The sequence below is a fragment of the Nocardiopsis sp. CC223A genome, from assembly GCF_030766825.1.
Classification (GTDB): domain Bacteria; phylum Actinomycetota; class Actinomycetes; order Streptosporangiales; family Streptosporangiaceae; genus Nocardiopsis.
Genome location: NZ_JASFDV010000096.1, coordinates 1 through 25392 on the forward strand (window position 1 = coordinate 1; position 25392 = coordinate 25392).

The window sequence follows — 25392 nt, forward strand, 5'->3', positions numbered from 1 at the left end:
ACATCCCAGGCAGCACGACCGCCGAGCGGATCGGCATCCGCATCCCGACGGTCGCCGTCCCAAGCGGACGCACGGTCGCCGAGCGGATCGGCGTCGGCCTCCCAGGGGGCACGCTCATCGCCCGCGTCGGCGGCACCGGCACCCCAGGCCGGGGCGGTCCCGCCGATCGGATCGGCGTCCGTGTCCCAGGAGGCGTTCGGCTGCCCGGCCGAGGGGTCCCGCAGGTCCGTGCCCCCGGCCGTCGCACCGGCGCCACCGGTGTCCCAGGGGGTGTGCTCACCGCGGTCGTCGGCGCCCCAGGCGGCGCCCGGGTGTCCGGGGGTCACAGGATCACGGGATTCGGCGCCGCCGGACATCGCACCGGTGTCGCGGACACCGTCGGCGTCCCAGGGCGCGCGGTCGTCGTGGAGGTCGGCTCCGGGGCCGCGGCCGTCCGCGCCCCAAGCGGTGCCCGGGTCACCGGCGGCGGAGTCGCGCAGGTCGCCGCCCCCCTCGTGCGCACCGTGCACGCCGTCGGCGTTCCAGGCCGGGGCGGGAACGCCGACCGGGCCGGCGTCCGCCTCCCAGGGGGCGCGCTCGGTACCGGTGGGGGTGGCGGGCCCCGGGGCGGGGGTGTCGGCCCACAGGGGTTCGGAGTCCGGGCGCAGGGCCGGGATCTCCTGGGTCTTCGGTTCGGTGTCCTCTCCCGGGATCCGGGTGAGCGGCCGGTAGGCCGCCTCTCCCGCACCCGGGTAGGACAGGGGGTTGGGCGGTTCCACGGGAGGCCCGCCCAGTGCCTCCGGATACGGGTCCGCCAGAGCGGGGCGTGACGAGCTCAGGCCCGCGTACCCCCCGCTGTCCGGGAAGACCGTCTCCTCCTGCTGCTGTTCCTGGCCCTCAAGCGGGTCCTGGTAGTCCGACTGCCTGAGGTGGCGGTCCTCACTCGGCTTGAACCACGAAGCGCCACCGCCGGAATCCCGTCCGCCCCCGTTATCAGTCATGCCTCTCCCGCCGGCGCCGTGGCGCCCTATCCCCGGCCCGTGTCACGGACCCCTCGTTACAACCGAACGGCGGCGGCACCGCCCCCCGCAAGGGGCGGCAGGCCGCCGCCGTCAGTTCACTTCGTTACCGGTTGTACGGCCCGAAGTCGTACTCCTCCAGCGGCACGGCCTCGCCGGAGCCCTGCCCGAAGGTGTACTCGCTCGGCTCCTCGTAACCGGAGACCGAGTACATCGAGGCCTTGGCCTCCTCGGTGGGCTCCACCCGGATGTTGCGGTACTGGGGGATGCCCGTACCGGCCGGGATGAGCTTACCGATGATGACGTTCTCCTTCAGGCCGAGCAGCGGGTCGCTCTTGCCGTGGATCGCGTTCTCGGTGAGCACTCGGGTGGTCTCCTGGAAGGAGGCCGCCGACAGCCACGACTCGGTGGCCAGCGACGCCTTGGTGATGCCGAGCAGCACCGGACGACCGGCCGCGGGCTGTCCGCCCTCGGAAACGACACGGCGGTTGATCTGCTCGAACTTGGGCCGCTCGACCATCTCGCCGGGCAGCAGCTCGGTGTCGCCCGACTCCAGGATGTTCACGCGCTTGAGCATCTGGCGCACGATGATCTCGATGTGCTTGTCGTGGATGGACACACCCTGCGACTTGTACACCTCCTGGACCTCGGACACCAGGTGCTGCTGCACCGCGCGCGGACCCTGGATGCGCAGGACCTCGTGCGGGTTGATCGCACCCTGGATGAGCTGCTGGCCCACCTTGACGTGGTCGCCCTCGTCCACCAGGCGCTGGGCGCGCATGGGGACCGGGTAGGCGATCTCGTCGGTGCCGTCGTCGGGGATGACGACGATCTTGCGGCTCTTCTCGGTGTCGTCGATCCGGATCCGACCCTCGACCTCGGAGATCGGGGCCACACCCTTGGGGATGCGGGCCTCGAAGAGCTCCTGGACACGGGGCAGACCGTGGGTGATGTCCTGACCGGCCGAACCGCCCATGTGGAAGGTCCGCATGGTCAGCTGGGTACCGGGCTCACCGATGGACTGGGCCGCGATGATACCGATCGCCTCACCGACGTCCACCGGCTTGCCGGTGGCCATGGAGCGGCCGTAGCAGGTGGTGCAGACGCCGATCTTCGCCTCGCAGGTCAGCGACGAGCGGATGCGCACCCGGGTGACCCCGGCTGCGATCAGCTTGTCGATGTTCTGCTCGGAGGTGTCGGACAGCGCCGGCAGCACCAGCTCGCCGTTGGCGTCGTGGACGTCCTCGGCCAGGGTGCGGCCGAAGCCGGTGTTCTCGACGTTGTGCTTGCGCACGACGACGCCGGCGGTGTTCTTCTCACCGATCTCGTGCCACAGCGACCGGTCGGTGCCGCAGTCGATCTCCCGGACGATGACGTCCTGGGCGACGTCCACCAGGCGACGGGTCAGGTAACCCGAGTCGGCGGTCCGCAGCGCGGTGTCGGCCAGGCCCTTTCGCTGACCGTGCGTGGAGATGAAGTACTCCAGCACGGACAGGCCCTCGCGGTAGGAGGACTTGATCGGACGCGGGATCGTCTCACCCTTGGTGTTGGAGACCAGACCGCGGATACCGGCGATCTGGCGCACCTGCATCGGGTTGCCTCGGGCGCCGGACTGGACCATCATCCACACCGGGTTGTCGGCGGGGAAGTTGTCCTCCATGTTCTTGGCGACCTCGGCGGTGGCCTGGGTCCACACCTCGGTGAGCTCGTTGCGGCGCTCGTCGTCGGTGATGAGACCGCGGTCGTACTCCCGCTGGATCTTGTCGGCCTTGCGGTCGTAGCCCGCGAGGATCTCCGCCTTCTGCGGCGGCGCGACGACGTCCTCGATGCCGATGGTCAGACCGGACCGGGTGGCCCAGCGGTAACCGGCGTCCTTGAGGGCGTCCAGGGTCGTGGCGACCTGCACCTTGGGGTAGTTCTCGGCGAGGTCGTTGACCAGCACCGAGATCTGCTTCTTGCCGACCTGGTAGTTGATGTACGGGTAGTCCACCGGGGTGGTCTCGTTGAAGAGGTACCGGCCCAGGGTGGTCTCCAGGGTGTACGGCTCGCCCGGCTGCCAGTTCTCCGGCGGCGTCCAGTCCTTGGGAGCCGGGGCGCCGTCCTCGATGCGCAGGCGGATCTTCGCCTGGAGGTCGAGGTCGCCCAGGTCGTAGGCCATGATCGCCTCGGCCGGACCGCGGAACGCACGGCCCTCGCCGGCGGCCCCCGCCCGCTCCGTCGTCAGGTAGTACAGGCCGATGATCATGTCCTGGGTGGGCATGGTCACGGGCTTGCCGTCGGACGGCTTGAGGATGTTGTTGGTGGCGAGCATCAGCAGCCGCGCCTCGGCCTGGGCCTCGGCGGACAGCGGCAGGTGCACGGCCATCTGGTCACCGTCGAAGTCCGCGTTGAACGCGGTGCACACGAGCGGGTGGATCTGGATGGCCTTGCCCTCGACCAGCTGCGGCTCGAACGCCTGGATGCCCAGGCGGTGCAGGGTCGGGGCGCGGTTGAGCAGAACCGGGTGCTCGGTGATGACCTCTTCGAGGACGTCCCACACGACGGGGCGGGACCGCTCCACCATGCGCTTGGCGCTCTTGATGTTCTGCGCGTGGTTCAGGTCGACCAGGCGCTTCATCACGAACGGCTTGAAGAGCTCCAGGGCCATCTGCTTGGGCAGACCGCACTGGTGCAGCTTCAGCTGCGGGCCGACGACGATGACCGAACGGCCGGAGTAGTCGACGCGCTTGCCCAGCAGGTTCTGGCGGAACCGGCCCTGCTTGCCCTTGAGCATGTCGGACAGCGACTTGAGCGGACGGTTGCCGGGCCCGGTGACGGGCCGGCCGCGGCGGCCGTTGTCGAACAGCGCGTCGACGGCCTCCTGGAGCATCCGCTTCTCGTTGTTGACGATGATCTCGGGCGCGCCGAGGTCCAACAGCCGCTTGAGGCGGTTGTTGCGGTTGATGACACGGCGGTACAGGTCGTTGAGGTCGGAGGTCGCGAAGCGGCCGCCGTCCAGCTGCACCATCGGACGCAGGTCCGGCGGGATCACCGGGATGCAGTCCAGCACCATGCCCATGGGGCTGTTGCGGGTGTTGAGGAACGCCGAGACGACCTTGAGCCGCTTGAGGGCGCGGGCCTTCTTCTGGCCCTTGCCGGTGCGGATGGTCTCGCGGAGCTTCTCGGCCTCCTCCTCCAGCTCGAAGTTGGCGAGCCGGTCCTGGATGGCCTGGGCGCCCATGCCGCCGCGGAAGTACTTCCCGAAGCGGTCCCGCATCTCGCGGTAGAGCATCTCGTCGCCTTCGAGGTCCTGGACCTTGAGGTTCTTGAACCGGTTCCAGACCTCGTCGAGGCGGTCGATCTCGCGCTGGGCGCGGTCGCGCAGCTGGCGCATCTCGCGCTCGGCGCCCTCGCGCACCTTGCGGCGCGCGTCGCCCTTGGCACCCTGCTCCTCAAGCTCGGCCAGGTCGGCTTCGAGCTTGCGGTGCCGCTCCTCGATGGTGGAGTCGCGGCGCTGCTCCATGTGCTGCTTCTCGACCGCGATCCGCGCCTCCAGGGACTGGAGGTCGCGCTCACGGGCCTCGGTGTCCACCCACGTGACCATGTAGGCGGCGAAGTAGATGATCTTTTCGAGATCCTTCGGCGCCAGGTCCAGCAGGTAGCCCAGGCGGGAGGGCACACCCTTGAAGTACCAGATGTGCGTGACGGGAGCGGCCAGTTCGATGTGGCCCATCCGCTCACGGCGCACCTTGGCGCGGGTCACCTCGACGCCGCAGCGCTCACAGATGATGCCCTTGAAGCGGACGCGCTTGTACTTGCCGCAGTAGCACTCCCAGTCCCGGGTCGGGCCGAAGATCTTCTCGCAGAAGAGGCCGTCCTTCTCGGGCTTGAGGGTGCGGTAGTTGATGGTTTCGGGCTTCTTGACCTCGCCGTGCGACCACTGGCGAATATCGTCGGCCGTGGCCAGGCCGATGCGCAGCTCGTCGAAGAAGTTGACGTCGAGCACTTAATTCGTCCCCTGCTCTCGAAGAATGCGGAAGTTAGACCTCTTCGACACTGCTCGGCTCGCGCCGACCCAGGTCGATTCCCAGTTCTTCCGCCGCGCGGAAGACGTCCTCGTCGCTGTCCCGCATCTCGATGGACATACCGTCACTGGACAGCACCTCCACGTTCAGACAGAGCGACTGCATCTCCTTGATGAGCACCTTGAAGGACTCAGGGATGCCCGGCTCGGGGATGTTCTCGCCCTTGACGATGGCCTCGTAGACCTTGACCCGGCCCACCACGTCGTCGGACTTGATGGTGAGCAGCTCCTGGAGGGCGTAGGCGGCGCCGTACGCCTCCAGCGCCCACACCTCCATCTCACCGAAGCGCTGGCCGCCGAACTGCGCCTTACCGCCCAGCGGCTGCTGGGTGATCATGGAGTACGGGCCGGTGGAGCGCGCGTGGATCTTGTCGTCCACGAGGTGGTGGAGCTTCAGGATGTACTTGTAGCCGACGGAGATGGGCTCGGCGAAGGGCTCACCGGTGCGGCCGTCGAACAGGCGTGCCTTGCCGTCCGCGTTGATGAGGCGGTTGCCGTCCTTGTTCGGGCGGACCGACGTGATGAGACCGCTGAGCTCGTCACCGTGCAGGCCGTCGAAGACCGGCGTGGCGACCCTGGAGTCGGGCGGGACGTCGGTGGCGCCGATGGCGTCGAGCGCCCGCTGCCAGTCCTCTTCCACCCCCTCGACCAACCAGCCGTTCTTGGCCAGCCAGCCCAGGTGGACCTCCAGTACCTGGCCGACGTTCATTCGGCCGGGGACGCCCAGCGGGTTGAGGATGATGTCGACGGGGGTGCCGTCCTCCAGGAAGGGCATGTCCTCCTGCGGGAGGATCTTGGAGATGACGCCCTTGTTGCCGTGGCGGCCGGCGAGCTTGTCGCCGTCGGTGATCTTGCGCTTCTGGGCCACGTAGACGCGGACCATCTCGTTCACGCCGGGGGCGAGCTCGTCGCCCTCCTCGCGGCTGAACACCTTGACGCCGATGACCTTGCCGGACTCGCCGTGCGGCACCTTCAGGGAGGTGTCGCGGACCTCGCGGGCCTTCTCACCGAAGATGGCGCGCAGCAGGCGCTCCTCCGGGGTCAGCTCGGTCTCGCCCTTGGGCGTGACCTTGCCGACGAGGATGTCGCCGTCGACGACCTCGGCGCCGATGCGGATGATGCCCCGGTCGTCGAGGTCGGCGAGGACCTCTTCACTGACGTTGGGGATCTCGCGGGTGATCTCCTCCGGGCCCAGCTTGGTGTCGCGGGCGTCGACCTCGTGCTCCTCGATGTGGATCGAGGAGAGGACGTCGTCCTGCACCAGGCGCTGGGAGAGGATGATCGCGTCCTCGTAGTTGTGGCCCTCCCACGACATGTACGCCACGAGGAGGTTCTTGCCCAGCGACATCTCACCCTGGTCGGTGGACGGGCCGTCGGCCAGGACCTGGCGCTCCTCGACCCGCTGCCCCTCGGTGACGATGGGGCGCTGGTTGAAGCACGTGCCCTGGTTGGAGCGCTGGAACTTGTGCAGGCGGTACGTCTTGCGGGTGCCGTCGTCGGCCATGACGGTGACGTAGTCGGCGGTGACGTCCTCGACCACACCGGCCTTCTCGGCGAGCACGACGTCACCGGCGTCGGTGGCGGCGCGGTACTCCATGCCGGTGCCGACGAACGGGGACTCGGCCCGCAGCAGCGGCACGGCCTGGCGCTGCATGTTGGAGCCCATGAGCGCGCGGTTGGCGTCGTCGTGCTCCAGGAACGGGATCATGGCGGTGGCGACCGACACCATCTGGCGCGGCGACACGTCCATGTAGTCGACCTCGTCGGTGCCGACCTGCTCGAACTCGCCGCCCTTGCGGCGGACGAGCACGCGGTCCTCGGCGAAGGTGCCGTCGGCGTTCATCGGCGTGTTGGCCTGCGCGATGATGTACCGGTCCTCCTCGTCCGCGGTGAGGTAGTCGACCCGGTCGGTGATGCGACCGTCGACGACCTTGCGGTACGGGGTCTCCACGAAGCCGAACGGGTTGACCCGCCCGTACGCGGCCAGCGAGCCGATGAGGCCGATGTTGGGACCTTCGGGGGTCTCGATCGGGCACATGCGGCCGTAGTGGGACGGGTGCACGTCGCGGACCTCGAAGCCCGCGCGCTCACGGGACAGACCGCCCGGACCCAGCGCCGACAGGCGGCGCTTGTGGGTCAGACCCGCCAGCGGGTTGGTCTGGTCCATGAACTGCGACAGCTGCGAGGTGCCGAAGAACTCCTTGATGGAGGCCACGACGGGGCGGATGTTGATCAGGGTCTGCGGCGTGATCGCCTCGACGTCCTGGGTGGTCATCCGCTCGCGGACCACGCGCTCCATGCGGGCCAGGCCCAGGCGGACCTGGTTCTGGATGAGCTCGCCGACGGTGCGCAGGCGGCGGTTGCCGAAGTGGTCGATGTCGTCGACCTCGATCGGCAGGGTGCCGAGCGCGGTCTCCCGCTCCTTCTCGCCCGCGTGCAGGCGCACGAGGTACTCGATGGTGGCGACGATGTCCTCTTCGGTCAGCGTGCCCTGCGTGTAGTCGGTGTCCAGACCGAGCTTCTTGTTGATCTTGTAGCGGCCGACCTTGGCCAGGTCGTAGCGCTTGGGGTTGAAGTAGAGGTTCTCCAACAGCGCCTGGGCCGACTCCTTCGTGGGCGGCTCTCCCGGGCGCAGCTTGCGGTAGATGTCCAGCAGCGCGTCGTCGGTGCCGGCGGTCGGGTCCTTCTCCAGCGTGTTGCGGATGGACTCGTACTGGCCGAAACGCTCCAGGATCTGGTCGGTGGTCCAGCCCAGCGCCTTGAGCAGGACGGTGACGCCCTGCTTGCGCTTGCGGTCGATGCGGACGCCGACGAAGTCGCGCTTGTCGACCTCGAACTCCAGCCAGGCACCGCGGGACGGGATGACCTTGCAGCCGAAGAGGTCCTTGTCGGTGGTCTTGTCGACGGACTTGTCGAAGTAGACGCCCGGGGAGCGGACCAGCTGGGAGACGACGACACGCTCGGTGCCGTTGATGATGAAGGTGCCCTTGTCGGTCATGAGCGGGAAGTCGCCCATGAAGACCGTCTGGCTCTTGATCTCACCGGTGTCGTTGTTGATGAACTCCGCGGTGACGAACATCGGCGCGGAGTAGGTGGCGTCCCGTTCCTTGCACTCGTCGACCGTGTTCTTGGGCGGCTCGAACCGGTGGTCACGGAACGACAGGGACATCGTGCCCGAGAAGTCCTCGATCGGGCTGATCTCCTCGAAGATCTCTTCGAGACCGGACTGCTCCGTAACGTCCTTGCGGCCAGCGTTCCGGGCCGATTCGACCCGGGCCTTCCACTTGTCGTTGCCAAGCAGCCAGTCGAACGACTCGGTCTGCAGGGCAAGCAGGTTCGGAACCTCAAGGGGTTCCTGGATACGGGCGAAAGAAACGCGGTGCGGACCAAGGGCGTTAGCGGAGGCGTTGCGCGAGGCTGCCAACAGGGGTCCTTCCGAAGGCTTGTGGCGGTTGAAGCGCGCACGCCAGACGATCCGTCACGAGAAGGACCGCCGCAACGCGGTTGAGACGGTCACATCGAGCGGGAACGGGTACCGTGTCCAGACGAAACGGGCTGGTCGGCAGCCGGTCACCGGCACAGGGATCACCAAAGGGCAGCGCAAAAGAGCAGTGTAGCCGAATACTACACCGCTGTCCACTCATGGTCCACAGCGCAACTCACGACACCGGCAGGATCACCTGTGGAAGGCGATCCGTCAACCCCTGCGCGGGGCCGATCCGTCCGGTGGACTGCGCGCTCGCCCTGGCCCTGGGGGTTTGTGTGAGCCATCGGACACCCGGAAGGGTTCCCCCGGGGCGGGCGGGTAAACACTCGCCCCCGGGCCTCTCAAGATTCCCGGCACCGGAGATTACCGTGTCCCGGGGACGATCCGCATCCGCGGGCCGCCCCGCCCCGCGGCCCCGCTCCCCGGCCGACGCCCGCGCCCCGGGTCCGGGTCCGGGTCCGGACCAGCTTCGCACACGCACCCGAGAGTTCACCGCCGCGGACTCATGTTCGGCGCGGCGCCCCCCGCTCTCCGCGGGGGACCTCCCCGAGGCCCCGGACACACGCGGGGCGCCCCTGGACACACGAACGCGGCCGCCCTCCCCCCGAAGGGGGTGGACGGCCGCGCGGGCAGTCGACGGGCCGCGTGCGGCCCGTACAGGACTACTTGAGGGTGACGGTGGCGCCGGCGCCCTCAAGAGCGGCCTTGGCCTTCTCGGCCGTCTCCTTGTTGGCGCCTTCGAGCACCGGCTTCGGAGCGTTGTCGACCAGGTCCTTGGCCTCCTTGAGGCCCAGGCTCGTGAGGCCGCGGACCTCCTTGATGACCTGGATCTTCTTGTCGCCGGCGGACTCCAGGACGACGTCGAACTCGTCCTTCTCGTCCTCGACGGCGGCAGCGCCGCCACCGGCACCCGGGGCGGCGGCGACGACGGCGGCCGGAGCGGCGGCGGTGACGTCGAACTTGTCCTCGAAGAGCTTCACGAACTCGGACAGCTCAAGGAGGGTCATCTCCTCGAACGCGGCAAGCAGGTCCTCGTTGCTGAGCTTCGCCATGATGCGATCTCTCTTTCTTTACGAACACGCGCGCTGTGGGGCATCACGTGCGAGCCAGTGGCCGGGCGCCGTCGGCACCCGCCGTGGTCCAAAGGGTTTAAGCGGCTTCCTCGGAACGCTTGTCCGCCAGGGCCTGTGCGAGACGCACGGTCTTGGACGGCAGCGCCTGGAAGACGGCGGCGGCCTGGCCCTGCTTGGCCTTGAGCGCGCCGGCAAGCTTCGAGAGGAGAACCTCTCGGGACTCCAGATCGGCCAGCTTGGTGACGTCCTCGGCGGTCATCGACTTGCCGTCGATGATGCCGCCCTTGATCACCAGCGGCGAGTTCGCCTTGGCGAAGTCGCGCAGACCCTTGGCGGCCTCGACCACGTCACCGTGGACGAAGGCGACGGCGGACGGGCCGACGAGCAGATCATCGATCTGCGCCTCGACACCGGCCTCCTTGAGCGCCAGCTTGGTCAGCGTGTTCTTCACGATGGAGAAACGCGCGTTCTGGCCGAGGCTACGGCGCAGCTCGGTGAGCTGAGCCACAGTGAGCCCCCGGTATTCGGTCAGCACGGCACCGCTGGACTCACGGAACTCCTCCGAGAGTGCGGCGACCGCGGCTGCCTTGTCCGGCCTCGCCATGGGACTCCTTCCAACATTGAACGCCGGTGATTCCCAAGGACCCGCGCAGCGACGAGCGTCAGCACGAGAAAAAGCCCCGAGCGCGAGGCGCACGGGGCACGTCCACGTATCCGGTCCCCGATCGCGCGGAGCGCGTACGGGCGGTACGGGAAAGCTCTTGTGACACCTGCGCGGGCGCCCATCGCGGATGGGTCCTTAGGTCACCCGTTCGGGTGACGACCAGCGGTCTTCGGCAAGAAACCATCGTACCCGACCCGGGGGGTGCTCGAACCTCCGCTTTCGGGAGCCCCTGATGTGACGGTGCTCACCCGAAAGGGTGCCGGAACCGCGTGGACCTGGGGACCATCGAAGTGGCACAGGATAAACAAGTCCGGAAATGTCCACCTCGCATGGGAGCATCGACGGCATCGAGCACACCCCGCTCCCTGGTGCTCATCCCCCTGAGAGAAAGCGATACAAGCACCGTGAAGACCCGAGTCCCGGCCCTGTTCACCGCCGGGGTCCTGGCCCTGTCCCTCGCCGCCTGCGGCTCCGAGGAGTCCCCCGAGCCGACCGAGGAGGCCACCGAGGCCGCCGCGGAGGAGAACGGCGGCGGGGGCGGCCTCACCGACCTGCTCGCCACCCTGAGCGAGAGCACCGCCGAGGTCGGCAACTACACCCTCGACATCGACGGTTCCATGTCCGACCCCGATTCCGGTGAACCCATGCCGGTGACCATGTCCTACCAGGTCATGGACGACCCGCAGGCGGTCAAGATCGAGATGGACATGCCCTTCTACGGGGAGATGATGGTCCAGCTGCTGGAACTGGGCGGCACCCTGCCGGACGGCGTGACCGCCGAGGACCTCTCCACCGTCACGTCGATCGCCACCGCGGACGACCGTTTCCTTCTCGCCAACCCGCACGACATCTACGGCACCGGCACCGAGTGGGTGGAGGACACCTCCGGGACGGGCGGCCCGGACCTCGCCGAGAGTTTCGACGTCTCGCACCTGCCGGACATGGTGGGGTCCTTCGGCGAGCTGGAGCAGATCGAGGAGGTCGGCCAGGAGTCCGTCGACGGTGTGAACACCACCGTTGTCGCGGGCACCCTGACCTCAGAGGACATCCAGGGGCTGTCCGCGGAGGGCAGCGCCGCCTTCGAGGCCCTCTTCGGCACGGACGTCGCCGGTGACCTGAAGACCAAGCTCTGGGTCTCCGACGAGGGCTTTCCCATGCGTCTGGAGTTCGTCGACGAAGCCACCACGGTGCAGATGGAGTTCTCCTCCGTCGGCTCGACGTCGTTCGAGCTGCCCGCCGACGACGCCATCGGCACCATGTAACAGCACCGACGCCCACCCCGGGAACGGCGACGGCCCCCGGCTCCTTGCGGAGCCGGGGGCCGTTTCACGTCAGGAGGACCGTCAGACCTCAAGCGGGATGCTCGGGCCCATGGTCGTGGAGACCACGGCCTTCTTGATGTAGCGCCCCTTGGCGGCGGACGGCTTGAGACGGGTCACCTCGTCGAGGGCGGCCTGGAAGTTCTCCAGCAGCTGCTGCTCGCCGAAGGAGGCCTTGCCGATGATGAAGTGCAGGTTCCCGTGACGGTCCACGCGGAACTCGATCTTGCCGCCCTTGATGTCGGTGACGGCCTTGGCCACGTCGGGGGTGACCGTGCCCGTCTTGGGGTTCGGCATCAGGCCGCGCGGACCCAGGACGCGGCCGAGGCGACCGACCTTGCCCATGAGGTCCGGGGTGGCGACGACGGCGTCGAAGTCGGTGAAGCCCTTGGCCACCTTCTCGATCATCTCGTCGTCGCCGATGATGTCGGCGCCCGCGGCCAGAGCCTGCTCGGCACGCTCACCGGTCGCGAAGACCAGGACCCGTGCGGTCTTACCGGTGCCGTGCGGCAGGTTGACGGTGCCGCGGACCATCTGGTCGGCCTTGCGCGGGTCGACGCCCAGGCGCAGGGCCACCTCGACGGTCGCGTCGAACTTGGTGGTGGAGGTCTCCTTGGCCAGCTTCACGGCCTCGGAGGGGGCGTACTGCTTGTCGCGGTCCACCAGCTCGCTGGCTTTGCGGTGGTTCTTGCTGCGCTTCACGCTGTTCTCCTTATGGGGAACGTGTGGTCTGTGGGCCAGCGCGAGGCCCTGCCACGATTCGGTTCTGGAACTGTCGAGCATCCCTCGGCCGACCGGTACCACCGGCCGGATGACGGGGCTACTTGACCTCGATGCCCATCGAGCGGGCGGTGCCGGCGACGATCTTGGCGGCGGCCTCGATGTCGTCGGTGTTGAGGTCGGGCAGCTTGGTCTGCGCGATCTCGCGGACCTGCTCGGCGGTGATGGAACCGGCCGTGCTGCGACCCGGGTCGGTGGCGGCCTTGTCCAGGCCCGCGGCCTTCAGGATCAGCTTCGGCGCCGGCGGCGTCTTCGTGACGAAGGTGAAGGACCGGTCCTCGTAGATCGAGATCTCGACCGGGATCACGTTGCCGCGCTGGGACTCCGTGGCAGCGTTGTACTGCTTGCAGAAGTCCATGATGTTGACGCCGTGCGGACCGAGAGCGGTACCGACGGGCGGAGCCGGGGTCGCCTGACCGGCGGGCAGCTGCACCTTGACGAGTGCGGCCAGTTTCTTCTTCGGAGGCATATCGGGTCCTTTGCCTGATCTGCGTTGTGTACCGGTCCCTGTCCTCCCGGGGCACCGCACGGCCGGGAACGGCCGGGGAACCACAGCGGTGGGAGGAACCGCGCCCGGCGGTGAAGACGCCGGGCCGCGGCCCGCCGGGACCGGGCGGGCCGTGCGCACCCGGCCGGGGGCCGGGCACGCGAGTGGGTCCGCACGAGGCGGACCCACCAAGTCTACGCCGCCCGGGCGAGTACCCGGGCGCGGTCACCGGATCAGATCTTGGCGACCTGGTTGAACGACAGCTCGACCGGGGTCTCGCGGCCGAAGATCGACACCAGCACCTTGAGCTTCTGGGTGTCCGGGTTGATCTCGCTCACGGTGGCGGGCAGGGTCGCGAACGGGCCCTCCATGACCGTGACGGACTCGCCGACCTCGTAGGCGACGTCGGAGCGGATCTCCACACCGCCGGCCTTGACCTTCTGGGCCTGCTCCGGCTCCTCCTCCGGCTCGGGCGCCAGCAGCTTGGCGACCTCGGTGAGGCTGAGCGGGGCGGGCTTGTTGGACAGGCCCACGAAGCCGGTCACACCGGGGGTGTTGCGGATGGCCGACCAGGACTCGTCGGTGAGGTCCATGCGGACGAGCACGTAGCCGGGCAGGACCTTCTCGGTGACCTGCTGGCGCTTGCCGCTCTTGACCTCGGTGACCTGGTGCTCGGGGACCTCGACCTGGAAGATGTACTCCTCCATGTTGAGGGACTGGGTGCGGCTCTCGACGTTGGCCTTGACCCGCTTCTCGTACCCCGCGTAGGTGTGCACGACGTACCAGTCGCCGGGGAGCAGGAAGAGCTCGTTCTTGAACTCCTCGACGGGGTCGAGGCGCGGGGCCTCTGCGGCCTCCTCCGCGTCCTCGTCGTCGGCCGGCTCGACCTCGTCGGTCGGCTCGGCGTCATCGGCCGACCCGGCGTCGGTCAGCTCGGCGCCGTCGGAGTCGGCCTGCGCGGCCTCCTCGGACGGCTCGCCCGCCAGGCCGGTCGCTTCCGCCGACGACTGACCCGGCTCCTCTTCGGGGAAGTCGTCATTGGTCAGTGGGGACTCGGACACGGCTGCTGCTCTTTCTCTCGTCGGGTGCGCTGCGCGGCCCCTCCTCGGTTCCGCCCAGCGCTTCTCGATGCCCAGCGGTTCTGCGCTGCGCCGGGGCCGGAACGCCGCGCGGGGCGCCCGGTTCGGGACCCGGTCCTGTCAGCTTAAGCTCTCCCGGCGCGGCGCGGGGCCAACGCGCGCACGGGCGAGGCCGCGTCCCGCACGGGGCGGAACGCGGCCTGTGATATCTGCGACCCCGCGGGCCCGGGGCCGGTCAGGTGGCCGATACGGGTGGCACCAGAGCGTTCTCCGTGGGTTCCGCTCGTCGCGAGCGGGGTCCCGGTGCATTCATCGCAGGGCCGAAGCAGGAGTCAGGGCGGGTTCTCCTGTCGACCGACGAGAACGCGGCAGGGTGGGTGTCCGCGGAACACGCCCTAGAGGCCCTCGGGGGTGCCGAAGGTGCCGTAGAGCCAGGTGACGGCCTCGCCGAAGCCCCAGTCGAGGAGCGAGACGTAACCCAGGATCATGACCACGAAGACCAGGACCACGATGGTGTAGGTGACCAGCTCGCGGCGCGTGGGCCAACGCACCTTGCGCAGCTCGCCGACGACCTGCTTGGTGAACGTCACCGGACCGGTGCGGCGCGTGGGCTCCTTGCCGGGCTTGGCGTCGGCGTCAGTCTGAGTCACCTGGGGTCCTTAGGGTCGCGGGTTGTTCCCCGAGATAGCAGGAAAGCCCGTTCGCGCGACGGGGCGGCCGGTCAGGCCGCCACGCCGCGCGAACGGTCGTGCAGGGCAGGAGGGACTCGAACCCCCAACCGCCGGTTTTGGAGACCGGTGCTCTGCCAATTGAGCCACTGCCCTATGCGGAAACCGCGCTCCCACCATAGCCGGTCCGTGACGTGTCCGCACACCGCCGGTGCGTAACACCTGGGCCACGACCGGCCGACGTGTGAGAGTTTACGGGTTCCCCCGCACGGGTCCAAACCGATTACCTCCCCGGAGGTTCCGGACCACCCCGCCACGGGCACGGCCTCACATGACACCATGGGTGGCATGACCAACCGACCCCGTGTCTCTGCACGCATCAGCGCCATCTCCGAGTCCGCAACCCTCGCCGTGGACGCCAAGGCCAAGGCCATGAAGGCGGAGGGCCGTCCCGTCATCGGCTTCGGCGCGGGGGAACCGGACTTCCCGACTCCGGACTACATCGTGGAGGCGGCGATCGCCGCCGCCCGCGAGCCGAGGTACCACCGCTACACCCCGGCCGGCGGCCTGCCCGAGCTGAAGAAGGCCATCGCGGAGAAGACCGCCCGCGACTCCGGCTACCAGGTGGAGCCCGCCCAGGTCCTGGTGACCAACGGCGGCAAGCAGGCCATCTACGAGGCGTTCGCCGCCCTGCTCGACCCGGGCGACGAGGTCATCGTCATCGCCCCGTACTGGACGACCTACCCCGAGTCCATCAAGCTCGCGGGCGGTGTGCCGGTCTACGTGGTCACCGACGAGACCACCGGCTACCTGGCGAGCGTGGAGCAGCTGGAGGCGGCGCGCACCGAGCGCACCAAGGTCCTGCTGTTCGTCTCCCCCTCCAACCCGACCGGCGCCGTCTACCCGCGCGAGCAGGTGCGCGCCATCGGCCGGTGGGCGAACGAGCACGGCCTGTGGGTGCTCACCGACGAGATCTACGAGCACCTGGTCTACGGGGACGCCGAGTTCTCCTCGCTGCCGGTCGAGGTGCCCGAGATCGCCGACCGCACCGTCATCGTCAACGGCGTCGCCAAGACGTACGCGATGACCGGCTGGCGCGTGGGGTGGGTCATCGGGCCCAAGGACGTCGTCAAGGCCGCGAGCAACCTCCAGTCGCACGCCACCTCCAACGTCGCCAACGTGTCCCAGGCCGCCGCGATCGCCGCGGTGTCGGGCGACCTGGCCGCCGTGGAGGAGATGAAGAAGGCGTTCGACCGCCGCCGCAAGACCATCGTGCGGATGCTCAACGAGATCGACGGCGTGTTCTGCCCGGAGCCGCAGGGTGCGTTCTACGCCTACCCGTCGGTCAAGGGCGTGCTGGGCAAGGAGATCCGCGGCCGCCGCCCGCAGACCTCCACCGAGCTGGCCGAACTGATCCTGGACGAGGCCGAGGTCGCGGTGGTCCCGGGCGAGGCCTTCGGCACCCCGGGCTACCTGCGCCTGTCCTACGCGCTGGGCGACGAGGACCTGGTCGAGGGCGTCAGCCGTGTCCAGAAGCTCCTGGCCGAGGCCGAGTAGCCTGAGGGCCGTTCGACGGATCACTCTGTCTCGGCGGCCTCCGGGCGGGCCCCGCTGCGGGGCGCCGCACGGCAGGGGCACTCCCGCCGGTCGTCCTGCGAGAGATCACCCGGAGGCCGCCCGTGATCATCGGCGCGGGCGCCGAACCGATCGAAGGCATCCGTCGAACACACCCTGTACCGCCGCGCGGGCCCGTCCGGATCGTTCCGGGCGGGCCCGCGGCGTGTGCAGCGCATCACCGGGGAAGTGGCCGGCTCCGGCACCACGGACGGCTCGGATACGGCAGGCTTGGTGCATGGAGACACCCATCACCGGCCGCCGCTTGGACCGGCTGCCCAAGGCCCATCTGCACCTCCACTTCACCGGGTCGATGAGGCACTCCACACTGGTGGAGCTGGCCGAGAGGCGGGGCGTGCACCTGCCCCAGGCCCTGGTGACCGAGTGGCCGCCCAGGCTGCGCGCCACCGACGAGCGCGGCTGGTTCCGGTTCCAGCGCCTCTACGACATCGCCCGCTCGGTGCTGCGCGAGCCCGAGGACATGTACCGGCTGCTGCGCGAGGCGGCCGAGGACGAGCGCGCGGCCGGCTCCGGCTGGCTGGAGATCCAGGTGGACCCCAGCGGGTACGCGGCGCTCTTCGACGGGCTGACCGCCACCCTGGAACTGGTGCTGGACGCCGCCCGGGCCGCCGAGCGCGACACCGGGGTGGGCGTCGGGATCATGGTGGCGGCCAACCGCACGCGGCACCCGCTGGACGCCCGGGCGCTGGCCCGGCTGGCCCGCCAGTACGCGGGCCGGGGCGTGGTGTCGTTCGGGCTCAACAACGACGAGCGGCGCGGCCGGGCCCGGGAGTTCGAGGCGGCGTTCCGGATCGCCCGCAGGGCCGGGCTGCTGTCGACCCCGCACGGCGGCGAGCTCCAGGGGCCGCTGAGCGTCCGGGAGTGCCTGGACGAGCTGGAGGCCGACCGGGTGGGGCACGGGGTGCGGGCGGTCGAGGACCCGTACCTGGTGGAGCGGATCGCCACGCAGGGGGTCACGCTGGAGATCTGCCCGACCTCCAACGTGGGCCTGGGGGTGTTCAACGAGCTGGAGCACGTGCCGCTGCGGAGGCTGTTCGACGCCGGCGCGCCGATCGCGCTGGGGACCGACGACCCGCTGCTGTTCGGTCCGCGCCTGGTGGAGCAGTACCGGATCGCCCGCGAGGTGTTCGGGTTCACCGACCCGGAGCTGGCCGAGCTGGCACGGATGTCGATCCGGGGTTCGGGTGCGCCGGACTCGCTCAAGAAGGAGATGCTGTCCGGGGTCGAGGCCTGGCTGGCCGCCGATCCCGAAGCGCAGGACTGACCGACGGGGTCAGGTCAGGAGCATGAGGACGCCCTGGCCGACCATGACCGCGCCCGCGACGAAGAACAGGGACGCGGCGCCGGTCCGGATGGCCCGCTCCGGGAGCTTCCTGCCCAGGACCGCGCCCAGGGCGATGGCGATGGCGTCGGCGGCGACCATCCCGACGGTGGAGCCGACCCACACCGGCAGCCAGTCGTACTGCGTGCCGACGGTGATGGTGGTCAGCATGGTCTTGTCGCCCAGCTCGGCGATGAAGAACACCGTGAAGACCGTGACGAACACGGACTTGATGCGCCGGGAGGCGGCGCGTTCCTCGTCCTTGGCGGACATCTCGTCGCCGCGCAGCGTCCAGGCGCCGAAGATCAGGAACGCGATGCCCGCGACGAGGGTGATCCAGTCGGTGGGCAGGGACGCGCCCAGCACCTCGGCGATGAGCACGCTCGCGATGTGCACGACCGCGGTGGCGGCGGTGATGCCGAGGACGACGGTGAGCGCGCGGTAGCGGGTCGCCAGTGACATGGCGACGAGCTGGGTCTTGTCACCCATCTCGGCGACGAAAACGGCCAGGGCGCTGAATGCGAGACCCGCGAGAAATGCCGTCATATTTCCTCTCCCCCGTGGCGGTATGGGCGGAAGGGAGCGGATGATCCCCTTCGACCCGGTCGTGGTGATGGCCGGGTCGAAGGTCTCGTCCGCCCCTGTCGTCCGCCCCTCCGGCGGGGAGGGAGGCATGGTGGGGCCCGCGTGACCGGGACCACAGGGGGTCCAGTATGTCGACCACGCGATCGGGGACTACTCCCCTTCGACGTGTTCGACTTTAGGGCAGAGTTGATTGAATTCGCAATTCATGGATCGGGCGAATTCACCGAGGAGGCCGGTCGAATTACAGTGTTCGGCCGGCCTCACTTTGAAATTGGCTGCGGGTGATCCGTTTTTCGGGCCTTCTTTCCGGCAACCGTTCGGCGGGCCGGTCCCCGGCGTTCGAGCACGCGGAACTCGATGACGCGGCGCTCGCGGCGGGTGGGGGCCGTGGTGCGGGCGGACCGGAGGCATCGACCACGCCCTTCCCGCCCCGGATGCGGCAGCGGTCGACCCACCGTTCGGTGATGCTGACGCTGGTCCGGATGCGTTCGGCGGGCCGGTCCCCGGCGTTCGAGCACGCGGAACTCGATGACGCGGCGCTCGCGGCGGGTGGGGGCCGTGGTGCGGGCGGACCGGAGGCATCGACCACGCCCTTCCCGCCCCGGATGCGCTCGGCGGCCCGTCGTAGCGGCCGTCCGTCCTCGACGACGCAGCGGGCCGGGGCCCGGTGCCCGGCGGGTGTGGGCACGGCGTCGGCGCGGGCGATGCGGGCCGTGGCGGGCCTCCCGACCTTCTTCGGGTGTCGATCTCGACGATCCGCACCCAGGCCGGAGGCCCTCTCCCGGCGTCGAACCGCCACCGGCCCGTATCCGGCCTCCGTGGCCGGTACGCCTAGAGCGAGATGCCGATCATCACCGGCTCGTTGACCAGGCGCACCCCGAAGGCCTCTTCCACACCGGCGCGGACCTCGCGGGCCAGGTCCAGGAGATCGGCGGTGGTGGCCCCGCCCCGGTTGGTCAGGGCAAGGGTGTGCTTGCCGGACAGCCGGGCCGGACCGGAGCCGTAGCCCTTGCCGAACCCGGCGCGGTCGATGAGCCAGGCCGCGGACAGCTTGACGCGGCCGTCGGCGTCGGGGTGGCCGGGCACCGGGACGTCCGGGCCCAGCCGCTCGGCGGCGCGCTCGCGCACCGCGGCGAACTCCTCGGCGGTGACGACCGGGTTGGTGAAGAACGACCCGGCGCTGCGGGTGTCGGGGTCGGCGGGGTCCAGGACCATGCCCTTGCCGCGGCGCAGGTCCAGGACGGTCTCGCGGGCGCGCTCCATGGGGACCCGCTCCCCGGCCTCGACCCCCAGGCTGCGGGCGACCTCGGCGTAGGCGACGGGGCGGGAGAGCTTGCCGCGGTGCAGGGCGAAGACGACCTCGCACACCACGTACCGGTCGTCGCCCTTGAAGACGCTGTCGCGGTAGGTGAACCCGCACTCGGCGGCCGACAGCACCCGGCGCCCGCCTTCGCGCCGGTCGTACACCAGCACCTCGCGGACGGTCTGGGAGACGTCCTGGCCGTAGGCGCCGACGTTCTGGATGGGGGTGGAGCCGACCCGGCCGGGGATGCCGGAGAGGAACTCCAGGCCGTTGAGGCCCTCGGCGACGACCCGCTCCACCAGCGGGTCCCACTCCACGCCGGCCTCGGCGCGCAGCAGGACCACGGGTTCGCCGGTGGCCGGGTCGATCGTGCCGGTCTCCTGAAAGGTCACGCCCTGGGAGGCGATGTGGACCACGGTGCCGGGGAACCCCGCGTCTGCGACCACCAGGTTGCTGCCGCCGCCCAGGACCAGCACCGGTTCGCCGGCGGCGTCGGCCGCGGCGACGGCCGCGACGAGGTCGTCGGTGGACCCGACCCGCCGGTAGGACCGGGCGGGGCCGCCCAGGCCGAGGGTGGTGTGGTCGGCCAGGCGGACGGCGGACGGTTCGGTGTGTGCGGACACGGGGTGTTCCTCCTGCTGCTGCGGCCTCAGGCCAGGCGGACGACGACGGTGGAGCGGGCCAGGACCTTGGCGCCGCCGGAGCGGGCGCTCAGGGCGACGGTGACCGTGCCGTCGTCGTGCTTCTTCTTGACGGTGCCGCCGACGGCGATCTCGGCGCCCTCGTCGTCGTCGGGGACCACGACGGGCGCGGAGAAGCGCACCGAGTAGTCGACGACGGCGCCGGGGTCGCCGGTCCAGTCGGTGATGAGGCGGGCCGCCTGGGCCATGGTGAACATGCCGTGCGCGATCACGTCGGGCAGGCCGACGGACTTGGCGAAGCGCTCGTTCCAGTGGATGGGGTTGAAGTCGCCCGACGCCCCGGCGTAGCGGATCAGGTCCAGGCGGCGGACGGTGAAGGTCCGCTCGGGGATCTCGGTGCCGACCTCGACGTCGGCGTGGCGCAGCTTGCTCACGGTCGCGTTCCTCGGATTGTGGGGGCCGGTGGTCTACTCGCCGCGGACGACGAGCATCATGCCCGCCGTGACGACGTGGTCGCCGGAGGCGTCGGTGGCGACGGTCTCCAGGGTGAGCAGCTCGTTGCCGCCCAGCGCCTTGACGTCGGTGATGCGGGTGACGGTGTCGAGGACGTCGCCGGCGACCACCGGGCGGCTGTAGTGGAAGCCCTGGTCGCCGTGGACGACGCGGGAGAAGTCGACGCCCAGCTCGGGGTCGGCGATGGCCTGGGCGGAGCCCGCCATGCCGAGGATGACGGGGAAGGTGGGCGGGGCCACCACGTCGGCGTACCCGGCGGCCTTGGCCGCGGTCGGGTCGGTGTGGACGGGGGCGGTGTCGCCCACGGCCTCCGCGAACTCGCGGATCTTGACGCGGGTGACCTCGTAGGCCTCCGGGGCCCGGTACTCCCGGCCCACGTAGTCGGGGTTGATCGCCACGCTCTGCCTCTCCTGAAAGGTGCCCTGGGACGCGAACGGCCCGGTGAGCTGATAGCTCACCGGGCTCGAAGTCTATGAGAAGCCGTGCTCCTCACGCGCGGTGTGATCGACCGCAACGGCTCACACGGACCTAGCGGGTCTCGCGGTGCTCGTTGTGCTTGCGGCAGTTCGGGCAGAACTTCTTGATCGTGAGCCGGTCGGGGGTGTTCCGACGGTTCTTGCGCGTGATGTAGTTACGGTGATTGCACTCCTGGCAGGCCAGGGTGATCTTCGGCCTCACGTCTGTGGCAGCCACGTCGGAGTGCCTTTCTCGTGGAAGACGGACTTGGTCGTGCAGTGCACCGAGGGTGAACACTGCGAAGTCCTCGCCGCGACCCCTGGTGCACGATGTGCGGTTTCCAAGGGTCGGCGAGGTGGTAGCGGAGGCCGGACTTGAACCGACGACACAGCGATTATGAGCCGCTTGCTCTACCGACTGAGCTACTCCGCCCCGATCACAGGGGTGGTTTCCGTGGTGTTCGGAACCGCCCCGGTCGGCCGGCGGAGATCCACCGGCCACCCACCTGAGTGGACCGGACCTCATCAAGTGGTGGAGCCCCTTTACGGAATCGAACCGTAGACCTTCTCCTTACCATGGAGACGCTCTGCCGACTGAGCTAAAGGGGCACGCCATCCGGGTTCCCGCTCCGTCGTTCCCGGCCTTTCGGCCCGGCCCTCCGGGGCGTTCCCCCTTGCGCTGGTCATGACTATACATGGGTTTGGGGGTGCTCTGCCAAATCGGATACGGCCCGCCCCGGAGCGGGTCGCCCGCCCCCCGCCCGGGAAGCGCGGAACCCCTGTGTCCCAGGGGTTCTCGGAGGTGCGGGGGGTGCGCGCCGACCGCCGGGGAGGCCCCCGGCCGTGACGCGCACCGCCCGTTCAGTACCGGTCGGAACCGTCGGAGACCCACACGTTGGACATGGCGTCCCGGTTGATGGTGCGGATGGTGGCGGGCAGCCCCAGCCGGCGCAGGGCGTCGGGCAGCCGGGTGTCGTGCGTGAACACCACCAGCTGGCGGTGGCGGCCCACCTCCGCCAGGACGGCGGACAGCCCCTCCACGGTCTCGGTGTCCATCGCCTGGACCGGGTCGTCCAGCACCAGGAACCCGAACGGGTTGCCGTCGACCAGGGTGCGCGGCAGGCAGATGGACAGCGCCAGGGCCTGGAACTCGCCCTGGCTGAGCAGTCCGGGGGCGCTGGTCTGGTCGCCGACGCCGTCGACGGTGACGTCCACCTCGACCCGGCGGCGGGCCCCGCGCCCGATCAGGCGCATGCCCCGCAGGTCGATGTGGCGTTCCTGGCGGAGCCGGAACCACACCTGCTCGGCCTGGCCCGCCACCGGGCCCAGGCGCTCCTCGCGCAGCAGGCGGGCCTGCTCCGACAGCCAGGTGAGCGCCGCCTCCGCCTCGGCCAGGGTGTCGCGGGCGCCCAGGGCGTCCTTGGCGTCGTCGAGCCAGGCGCCCAGCCGCTCGGCCTCCTCGGCCCAGCCGCCGGTGGGGTCCTCCAGGCGTTCGGAGGCGTCCCGGCGTGCGCTGACGGCGGCGGCGCGCAGGCTCTTGCCGACGGTCTCGATGTGGTCGGCCAGTTCGCCCAGGTCGGTGATGGTGGAACCCGACTCCCACAGTGACCACACCCGCCCCAGTTCGCTGTCGGGCGGCAGCCAGGAGGGGGCCGGGGCCATGAGGAACCGGGCCTGGTCGCGGGCGGCGTCGGCGCGTTCGTGGGCGGCCGCGGCCGGGGCCGCCTGCTGGCGCAGGACGCGCAGGCGGGCCTGGGCCCGGCGGACCCAGTCCGAGCCCAGGGCGCCGGGGGTGTCGCAGGTGGGGCAGGTCGTCTCCCCCGGGTGGCGCTGGTGGTGCTCGACGGCCTCCTCCAGCAGGCGCACCACCCCGTAGGCGTGGTCGTTCTTGTTGCCGGCCGCCATGGCCAGCTCCATGGCGGCGCCGCGCAGCTCGTTGACGACGTCGGTCATCACCACGCGTTCGGGCACCGACAGGCGGCGCAGACGGCGCATCACCACGTGCAGGCCGGGGTCGCTGGGCCCGTCGTCCTCGGCCAGGCGGCGCAGGGTGTCCAGGTCCAGGCCGGGTCCGGTGAGGAGTTCCGCGGCGCGCGCCGCACGCGGGTCGTCGCAGGCGTGCAGCGCGTCCAGCAGGCGGGGCAGCTCCCGGGAGGGGCGGTCGCGGCGCTTGGCCAGGGAGTCGCAGAACCGCGCCAGGCGGCGTTCGGCCTCCGCCAGTCCGGTGAGCCCCAGCAGGGCCGTGAGCGTGTCGTACAGCTCGGCGGAGCGCCCGGAGACGGTGCGGCCCAGTTCGTCGTAGGACAGGAACGGCCGGTAGCGGACCAGGTCCTCGCCCCAGTCGAGGGTGCGCAGCGGGGCGGAGGTCCCGTCCGGGCGGATGATCTCGCCGCGGGCGGAGCGGACGCTGTCCCCGGTCCAGCGACGGGTGATCCGGGTGGGTGCGTCGTCTCCCGCGATGAGGATGTCGACGGTCGCCTCGGTGCTCTCGTCGTAGTGCAGGTTGCGCCAGCCGTCGCGCCAGCCGGTGGGCATGGCGTCCCAGCGGGGGTTGCGGCCGGTGAGTGCGGCCTCGGCCGACTCGGCGAAGCTGGACTTGCCCGAGCCGTTGCGGCCGACGATGACGGTCAGGCCCGGCCCCGGGGGGAAGGCCAGCTCGGCCGGGCGGCCGATGCCGCGGAAGCCCTGGACGCGGATGCGGGTGAGGTAGGCCCGGCGGACCCGGCCCGCCGGCTGTGGGACCGCGGACCGCGGCGGGGGCTCGGGCACCTCCTGTCCCCGGGCCCGGGCCTCCAGCGCCTCGTCGCCCCACAGGGCGGCGGTGACCCAGGAGTGGATGCCGCGGGGCAGCCCCGACCGCGCCAGCGCGTCCATGAGGACCGCGGCGGTGGGGTCGTCACCGGTGGCGGCGTCGGCGCGGTCGCCTGTCTCGATCCCCTCGGGCACCCGGGTCATTGTCGTACCCCATCTGTCGTCGTTCCTGCACCAGCAGACTAGGACAGCCCGCACGAGAACCGCCCGTAAAGGTCGGTACGCGGTGGTCGGAGCGCCGCCCGGGAGCGGTTCCCGCGAGGCGCCGGCGGGGTTCCGGAGGCTCCGGAGGAGCGGCCTTCGGGGAAAGGCCCGTGGCCGTGGGCCACCCGCCGAGGGGGGCGGTGGGCGAGGGGCGGGCCGGAGCGAAGCGGAGGTTCGGAACGGGCACGGGTCACACGCCGACCAGGCGGCGCCGGCTGCCGTCCCAGGTGAAGTGCAGGGTGGCGATGCCCGGCACGTTGGGGTCGCGCAGGCATTCGTAGATGTTGAGGCTGGGCACACTGGCGAAGCAGCCCCAGACTCGTTCGGAGGTGAGGACGAAGTCCAGGTCGAGTTCCACGAGCAGGCCCAGCAGGCGGCCGTGGGTGGGCTCGTCCACCTTGGCGAAGGCGTCGTCGAGGAGGATGAGGCGCGGCGCCCAGGGCGCCCGGGCGGCCAGGGCGTCGAAGTGGGCGGCGGCCGCGGCGAACAGCACGAGGTAGGCGACGACGCGCTGCTCGCCCTGGCTGAGGGCGGTGCGGTGGCCCAGGCGGCGCTCGTCGCCTGTGGCGTCGGTCACGTAGACCGTGAACGTGAACCAGGAGCGGTAGTCCAGGGCGGCCCGCAGCTGGGCGCCGCCGGTGGCGGTGGGGTCCAGGCGGCGGATGGCCTCGATGCAGCGGCGCAGGGCGTCGCGCAGGCGGGTGGTCTGGACGCGGGTGCGCTGGTCGGCCGGGGTGGCCAGCAGCGAGACGACGGCCTCGATGTCGGCCCCGGCGTCCGGCGCCAGCCGCCAGTCGAGGCGCACACCCAGGCCGGCGGAGGTGGTGACGTCCTTGAGGACGTCGTTCATGGTCTCGATGAGGGCGCGGGCCTCGTCGATCTGGCGGGCCAGGTGTTCGGCCAGCTCGCCCAGCAGGTGGCGTTCGAAGGCCTCCTCCTCGGCGATGGCGACGGTCTCGGCGGCCCCGGTGGCGGAGGCGGCGATGCTCTCGGCGTAGGCGGTGATGTCGCGGGCGCCGTCCTCGTCGTGGACGGTGAGGCGTTTGAGGCCGCGGGGCTCGGTGAGTTCGGTGCGGGTCTGGGCCCAGCCGACGGAGGTGAGGAGCCGGTTCAGTTCCTCGCGGCTGCCCAGGATGGCGCTGTCGTCGACCTCGGGGACCTCTCCCTGCTCGGCCAGGCCCTCCTCCAGGGCGGCGACGCAGTCCCCCAGCAGGGCCAGGCGGGTCTCCGGGGCGGTGGCCGCCGGGTCGGCGGCGGTGCCCGGGCGGGCGGCCAGGAGGGCGGCCAGCGGGGAGTCCGCGGCGGC

At 70.3% G+C, this 25392-nt stretch carries 19 protein-coding genes and 3 tRNA genes; 3 read left to right on the top strand and 19 right to left on the bottom strand.

What is annotated here, in order from left to right:
• The 5 genes from QJS33_RS27140 to rplJ all read right to left on the bottom strand — a co-directional run.
• Positions 1-980, bottom strand: a 980-nt coding sequence (locus tag QJS33_RS27140; RefSeq protein WP_372339722.1) for a hypothetical protein, incomplete at its 3' end; no start/stop codon positions are given.
• 124 nt (positions 981-1104) lie between these two features.
• On the bottom strand, positions 1105-4983 hold the full coding sequence (locus tag QJS33_RS27145; RefSeq protein ID WP_306370910.1) for a DNA-directed RNA polymerase subunit beta': 3879 nt from the start codon (positions 4981-4983) through the stop codon (positions 1105-1107).
• Positions 4984-5017: 34 nt separating this feature from the next.
• Positions 5018-8485 (bottom strand): DNA-directed RNA polymerase subunit beta, encoded by a 3468-nt coding sequence (gene rpoB, locus QJS33_RS27150; protein ID WP_306370911.1) that lies wholly within the window; start codon positions 8483-8485, stop codon positions 5018-5020.
• A 725-nt stretch (positions 8486-9210) separates the two neighbouring features.
• Positions 9211-9600, bottom strand: a complete 390-nt coding sequence (gene rplL / locus QJS33_RS27155; RefSeq protein WP_306370912.1) for a 50S ribosomal protein L7/L12 — start codon at positions 9598-9600, stop codon at positions 9211-9213.
• Positions 9601-9697: 97 nt separating this feature from the next.
• Positions 9698-10225 (bottom strand): 50S ribosomal protein L10, encoded by a 528-nt coding sequence (rplJ, locus tag QJS33_RS27160; protein WP_306370913.1) that lies wholly within the window; start codon positions 10223-10225, stop codon positions 9698-9700.
• Between the two features lie 464 nt (positions 10226-10689).
• Between rplJ and QJS33_RS27165 the strand changes: the two genes are divergently transcribed.
• A complete protein-coding gene (locus tag QJS33_RS27165) occupies positions 10690-11547 on the top strand; it encodes a hypothetical protein (protein WP_306370914.1) in 858 nt (285 codons plus the stop codon).
• 81 nt (positions 11548-11628) lie between these two features.
• Here QJS33_RS27165 and rplA read toward each other — a convergent pair whose 3' ends face one another.
• From rplA to QJS33_RS27190, 5 genes are all read right to left on the bottom strand, one after another.
• Positions 11629-12306 carry a 50S ribosomal protein L1 gene (rplA, locus tag QJS33_RS27170; RefSeq protein WP_306370915.1) on the bottom strand — a complete coding sequence of 226 codons (678 nt, stop codon included), beginning with the start codon at positions 12304-12306 and terminating at the stop codon, positions 11629-11631.
• Between the two features lie 118 nt (positions 12307-12424).
• Complete coding sequence (rplK, locus tag QJS33_RS27175) at positions 12425-12853, bottom strand: 50S ribosomal protein L11 (RefSeq protein WP_220563411.1); 429 nt, start codon at positions 12851-12853, stop codon at positions 12425-12427.
• A gap of 251 nt (positions 12854-13104) precedes the next feature.
• On the bottom strand, positions 13105-13932 hold the full coding sequence (nusG, locus tag QJS33_RS27180) for a transcription termination/antitermination protein NusG (protein WP_306370916.1): 828 nt from the start codon (positions 13930-13932) through the stop codon (positions 13105-13107).
• Between the two features lie 413 nt (positions 13933-14345).
• Positions 14346-14600 (bottom strand): preprotein translocase subunit SecE, encoded by a 255-nt coding sequence (gene secE, locus QJS33_RS27185; protein ID WP_220563413.1) that lies wholly within the window; start codon positions 14598-14600, stop codon positions 14346-14348.
• 101 nt (positions 14601-14701) lie between these two features.
• A tRNA-Trp gene (locus QJS33_RS27190) sits at positions 14702-14774 on the bottom strand.
• A gap of 192 nt (positions 14775-14966) precedes the next feature.
• Here QJS33_RS27190 and QJS33_RS27195 point away from each other — a divergent pair.
• Together QJS33_RS27195 and QJS33_RS27200 are read left to right on the top strand one after the other, a co-directional pair.
• A complete protein-coding gene (locus tag QJS33_RS27195; RefSeq protein WP_306370917.1) occupies positions 14967-16175 on the top strand; it encodes a pyridoxal phosphate-dependent aminotransferase in 1209 nt (402 codons plus the stop codon).
• Between the two features lie 295 nt (positions 16176-16470).
• Positions 16471-17517, top strand: a complete 1047-nt coding sequence (locus QJS33_RS27200) for an adenosine deaminase (protein WP_306370918.1) — start codon at positions 16471-16473, stop codon at positions 17515-17517.
• Between the two features lie 9 nt (positions 17518-17526).
• On the opposite strand, the gene QJS33_RS27205 is transcribed toward QJS33_RS27200, so the two are convergent.
• From QJS33_RS27205 to QJS33_RS27245, 9 genes are all read right to left on the bottom strand, one after another.
• Entirely contained in the window at positions 17527-18120 is a 594-nt protein-coding gene (locus QJS33_RS27205) for a TMEM165/GDT1 family protein (RefSeq protein WP_306370919.1), read from the bottom strand.
• An 870-nt stretch (positions 18121-18990) separates the two neighbouring features.
• The gene (locus tag QJS33_RS27210; RefSeq protein WP_306370920.1) at positions 18991-20085 is read right to left on the bottom strand and encodes a UDP-N-acetylmuramate dehydrogenase; all 1095 of its coding nucleotides are present in this window, start codon (positions 20083-20085) and stop codon (positions 18991-18993) included.
• A gap of 26 nt (positions 20086-20111) precedes the next feature.
• Entirely contained in the window at positions 20112-20537 is a 426-nt protein-coding gene (locus QJS33_RS27215) for a MaoC family dehydratase (protein WP_306370921.1), read from the bottom strand.
• Positions 20538-20570: 33 nt separating this feature from the next.
• Positions 20571-21014 (bottom strand): MaoC family dehydratase N-terminal domain-containing protein, encoded by a 444-nt coding sequence (locus tag QJS33_RS27220; protein WP_306370923.1) that lies wholly within the window; start codon positions 21012-21014, stop codon positions 20571-20573.
• Between the two features lie 130 nt (positions 21015-21144).
• Positions 21145-21309: a 50S ribosomal protein L33 gene (rpmG, locus tag QJS33_RS27225; RefSeq protein WP_026125254.1), complete on the bottom strand. Its 165-nt coding sequence runs from the start codon at positions 21307-21309 to the stop codon at positions 21145-21147.
• A 119-nt stretch (positions 21310-21428) separates the two neighbouring features.
• A tRNA-Met gene (locus QJS33_RS27230) sits at positions 21429-21504 on the bottom strand.
• A 100-nt stretch (positions 21505-21604) separates the two neighbouring features.
• Positions 21605-21680: transfer RNA gene (locus QJS33_RS27235), tRNA-Thr, on the bottom strand.
• A 252-nt stretch (positions 21681-21932) separates the two neighbouring features.
• Positions 21933-24026 (bottom strand): AAA family ATPase, encoded by a 2094-nt coding sequence (locus QJS33_RS27240; RefSeq protein ID WP_372339723.1) that lies wholly within the window; start codon positions 24024-24026, stop codon positions 21933-21935.
• Positions 24027-24276: 250 nt separating this feature from the next.
• Positions 24277-25392: SbcC/MukB-like Walker B domain-containing protein (locus tag QJS33_RS27245; protein ID WP_306370922.1), on the bottom strand; the 1116-nt coding region annotated here is incomplete at its 5' end.

Excerpts from the sequence above, each read along its gene's own strand:
- QJS33_RS27195 (WP_306370917.1), top strand. The coding sequence starts at position 14,967 with ATGACCAACCGACCCCGTGTCTCTGCACGCATCAGCGCCATCTCCGAG.
- rplK (WP_220563411.1), bottom strand. The coding sequence starts at position 12,853 with ATGCCTCCGAAGAAGAAACTGGCCGCACTCGTCAAGGTGCAGCTGCCC.
- QJS33_RS27240 (WP_372339723.1), bottom strand. The coding sequence starts at position 24,026 with ATGACCCGGGTGCCCGAGGGGATCGAGACAGGCGACCGCGCCGACGCC.
- rplJ (WP_306370913.1), bottom strand. The coding sequence starts at position 10,225 with ATGGCGAGGCCGGACAAGGCAGCCGCGGTCGCCGCACTCTCGGAGGAG.
- QJS33_RS27200 (WP_306370918.1), top strand. The coding sequence starts at position 16,471 with ATGGAGACACCCATCACCGGCCGCCGCTTGGACCGGCTGCCCAAGGCC.
- rplL (WP_306370912.1), bottom strand. The coding sequence starts at position 9,600 with ATGGCGAAGCTCAGCAACGAGGACCTGCTTGCCGCGTTCGAGGAGATG.
- QJS33_RS27205 (WP_306370919.1), bottom strand. The coding sequence starts at position 18,120 with ATGACGGCATTTCTCGCGGGTCTCGCATTCAGCGCCCTGGCCGTTTTC.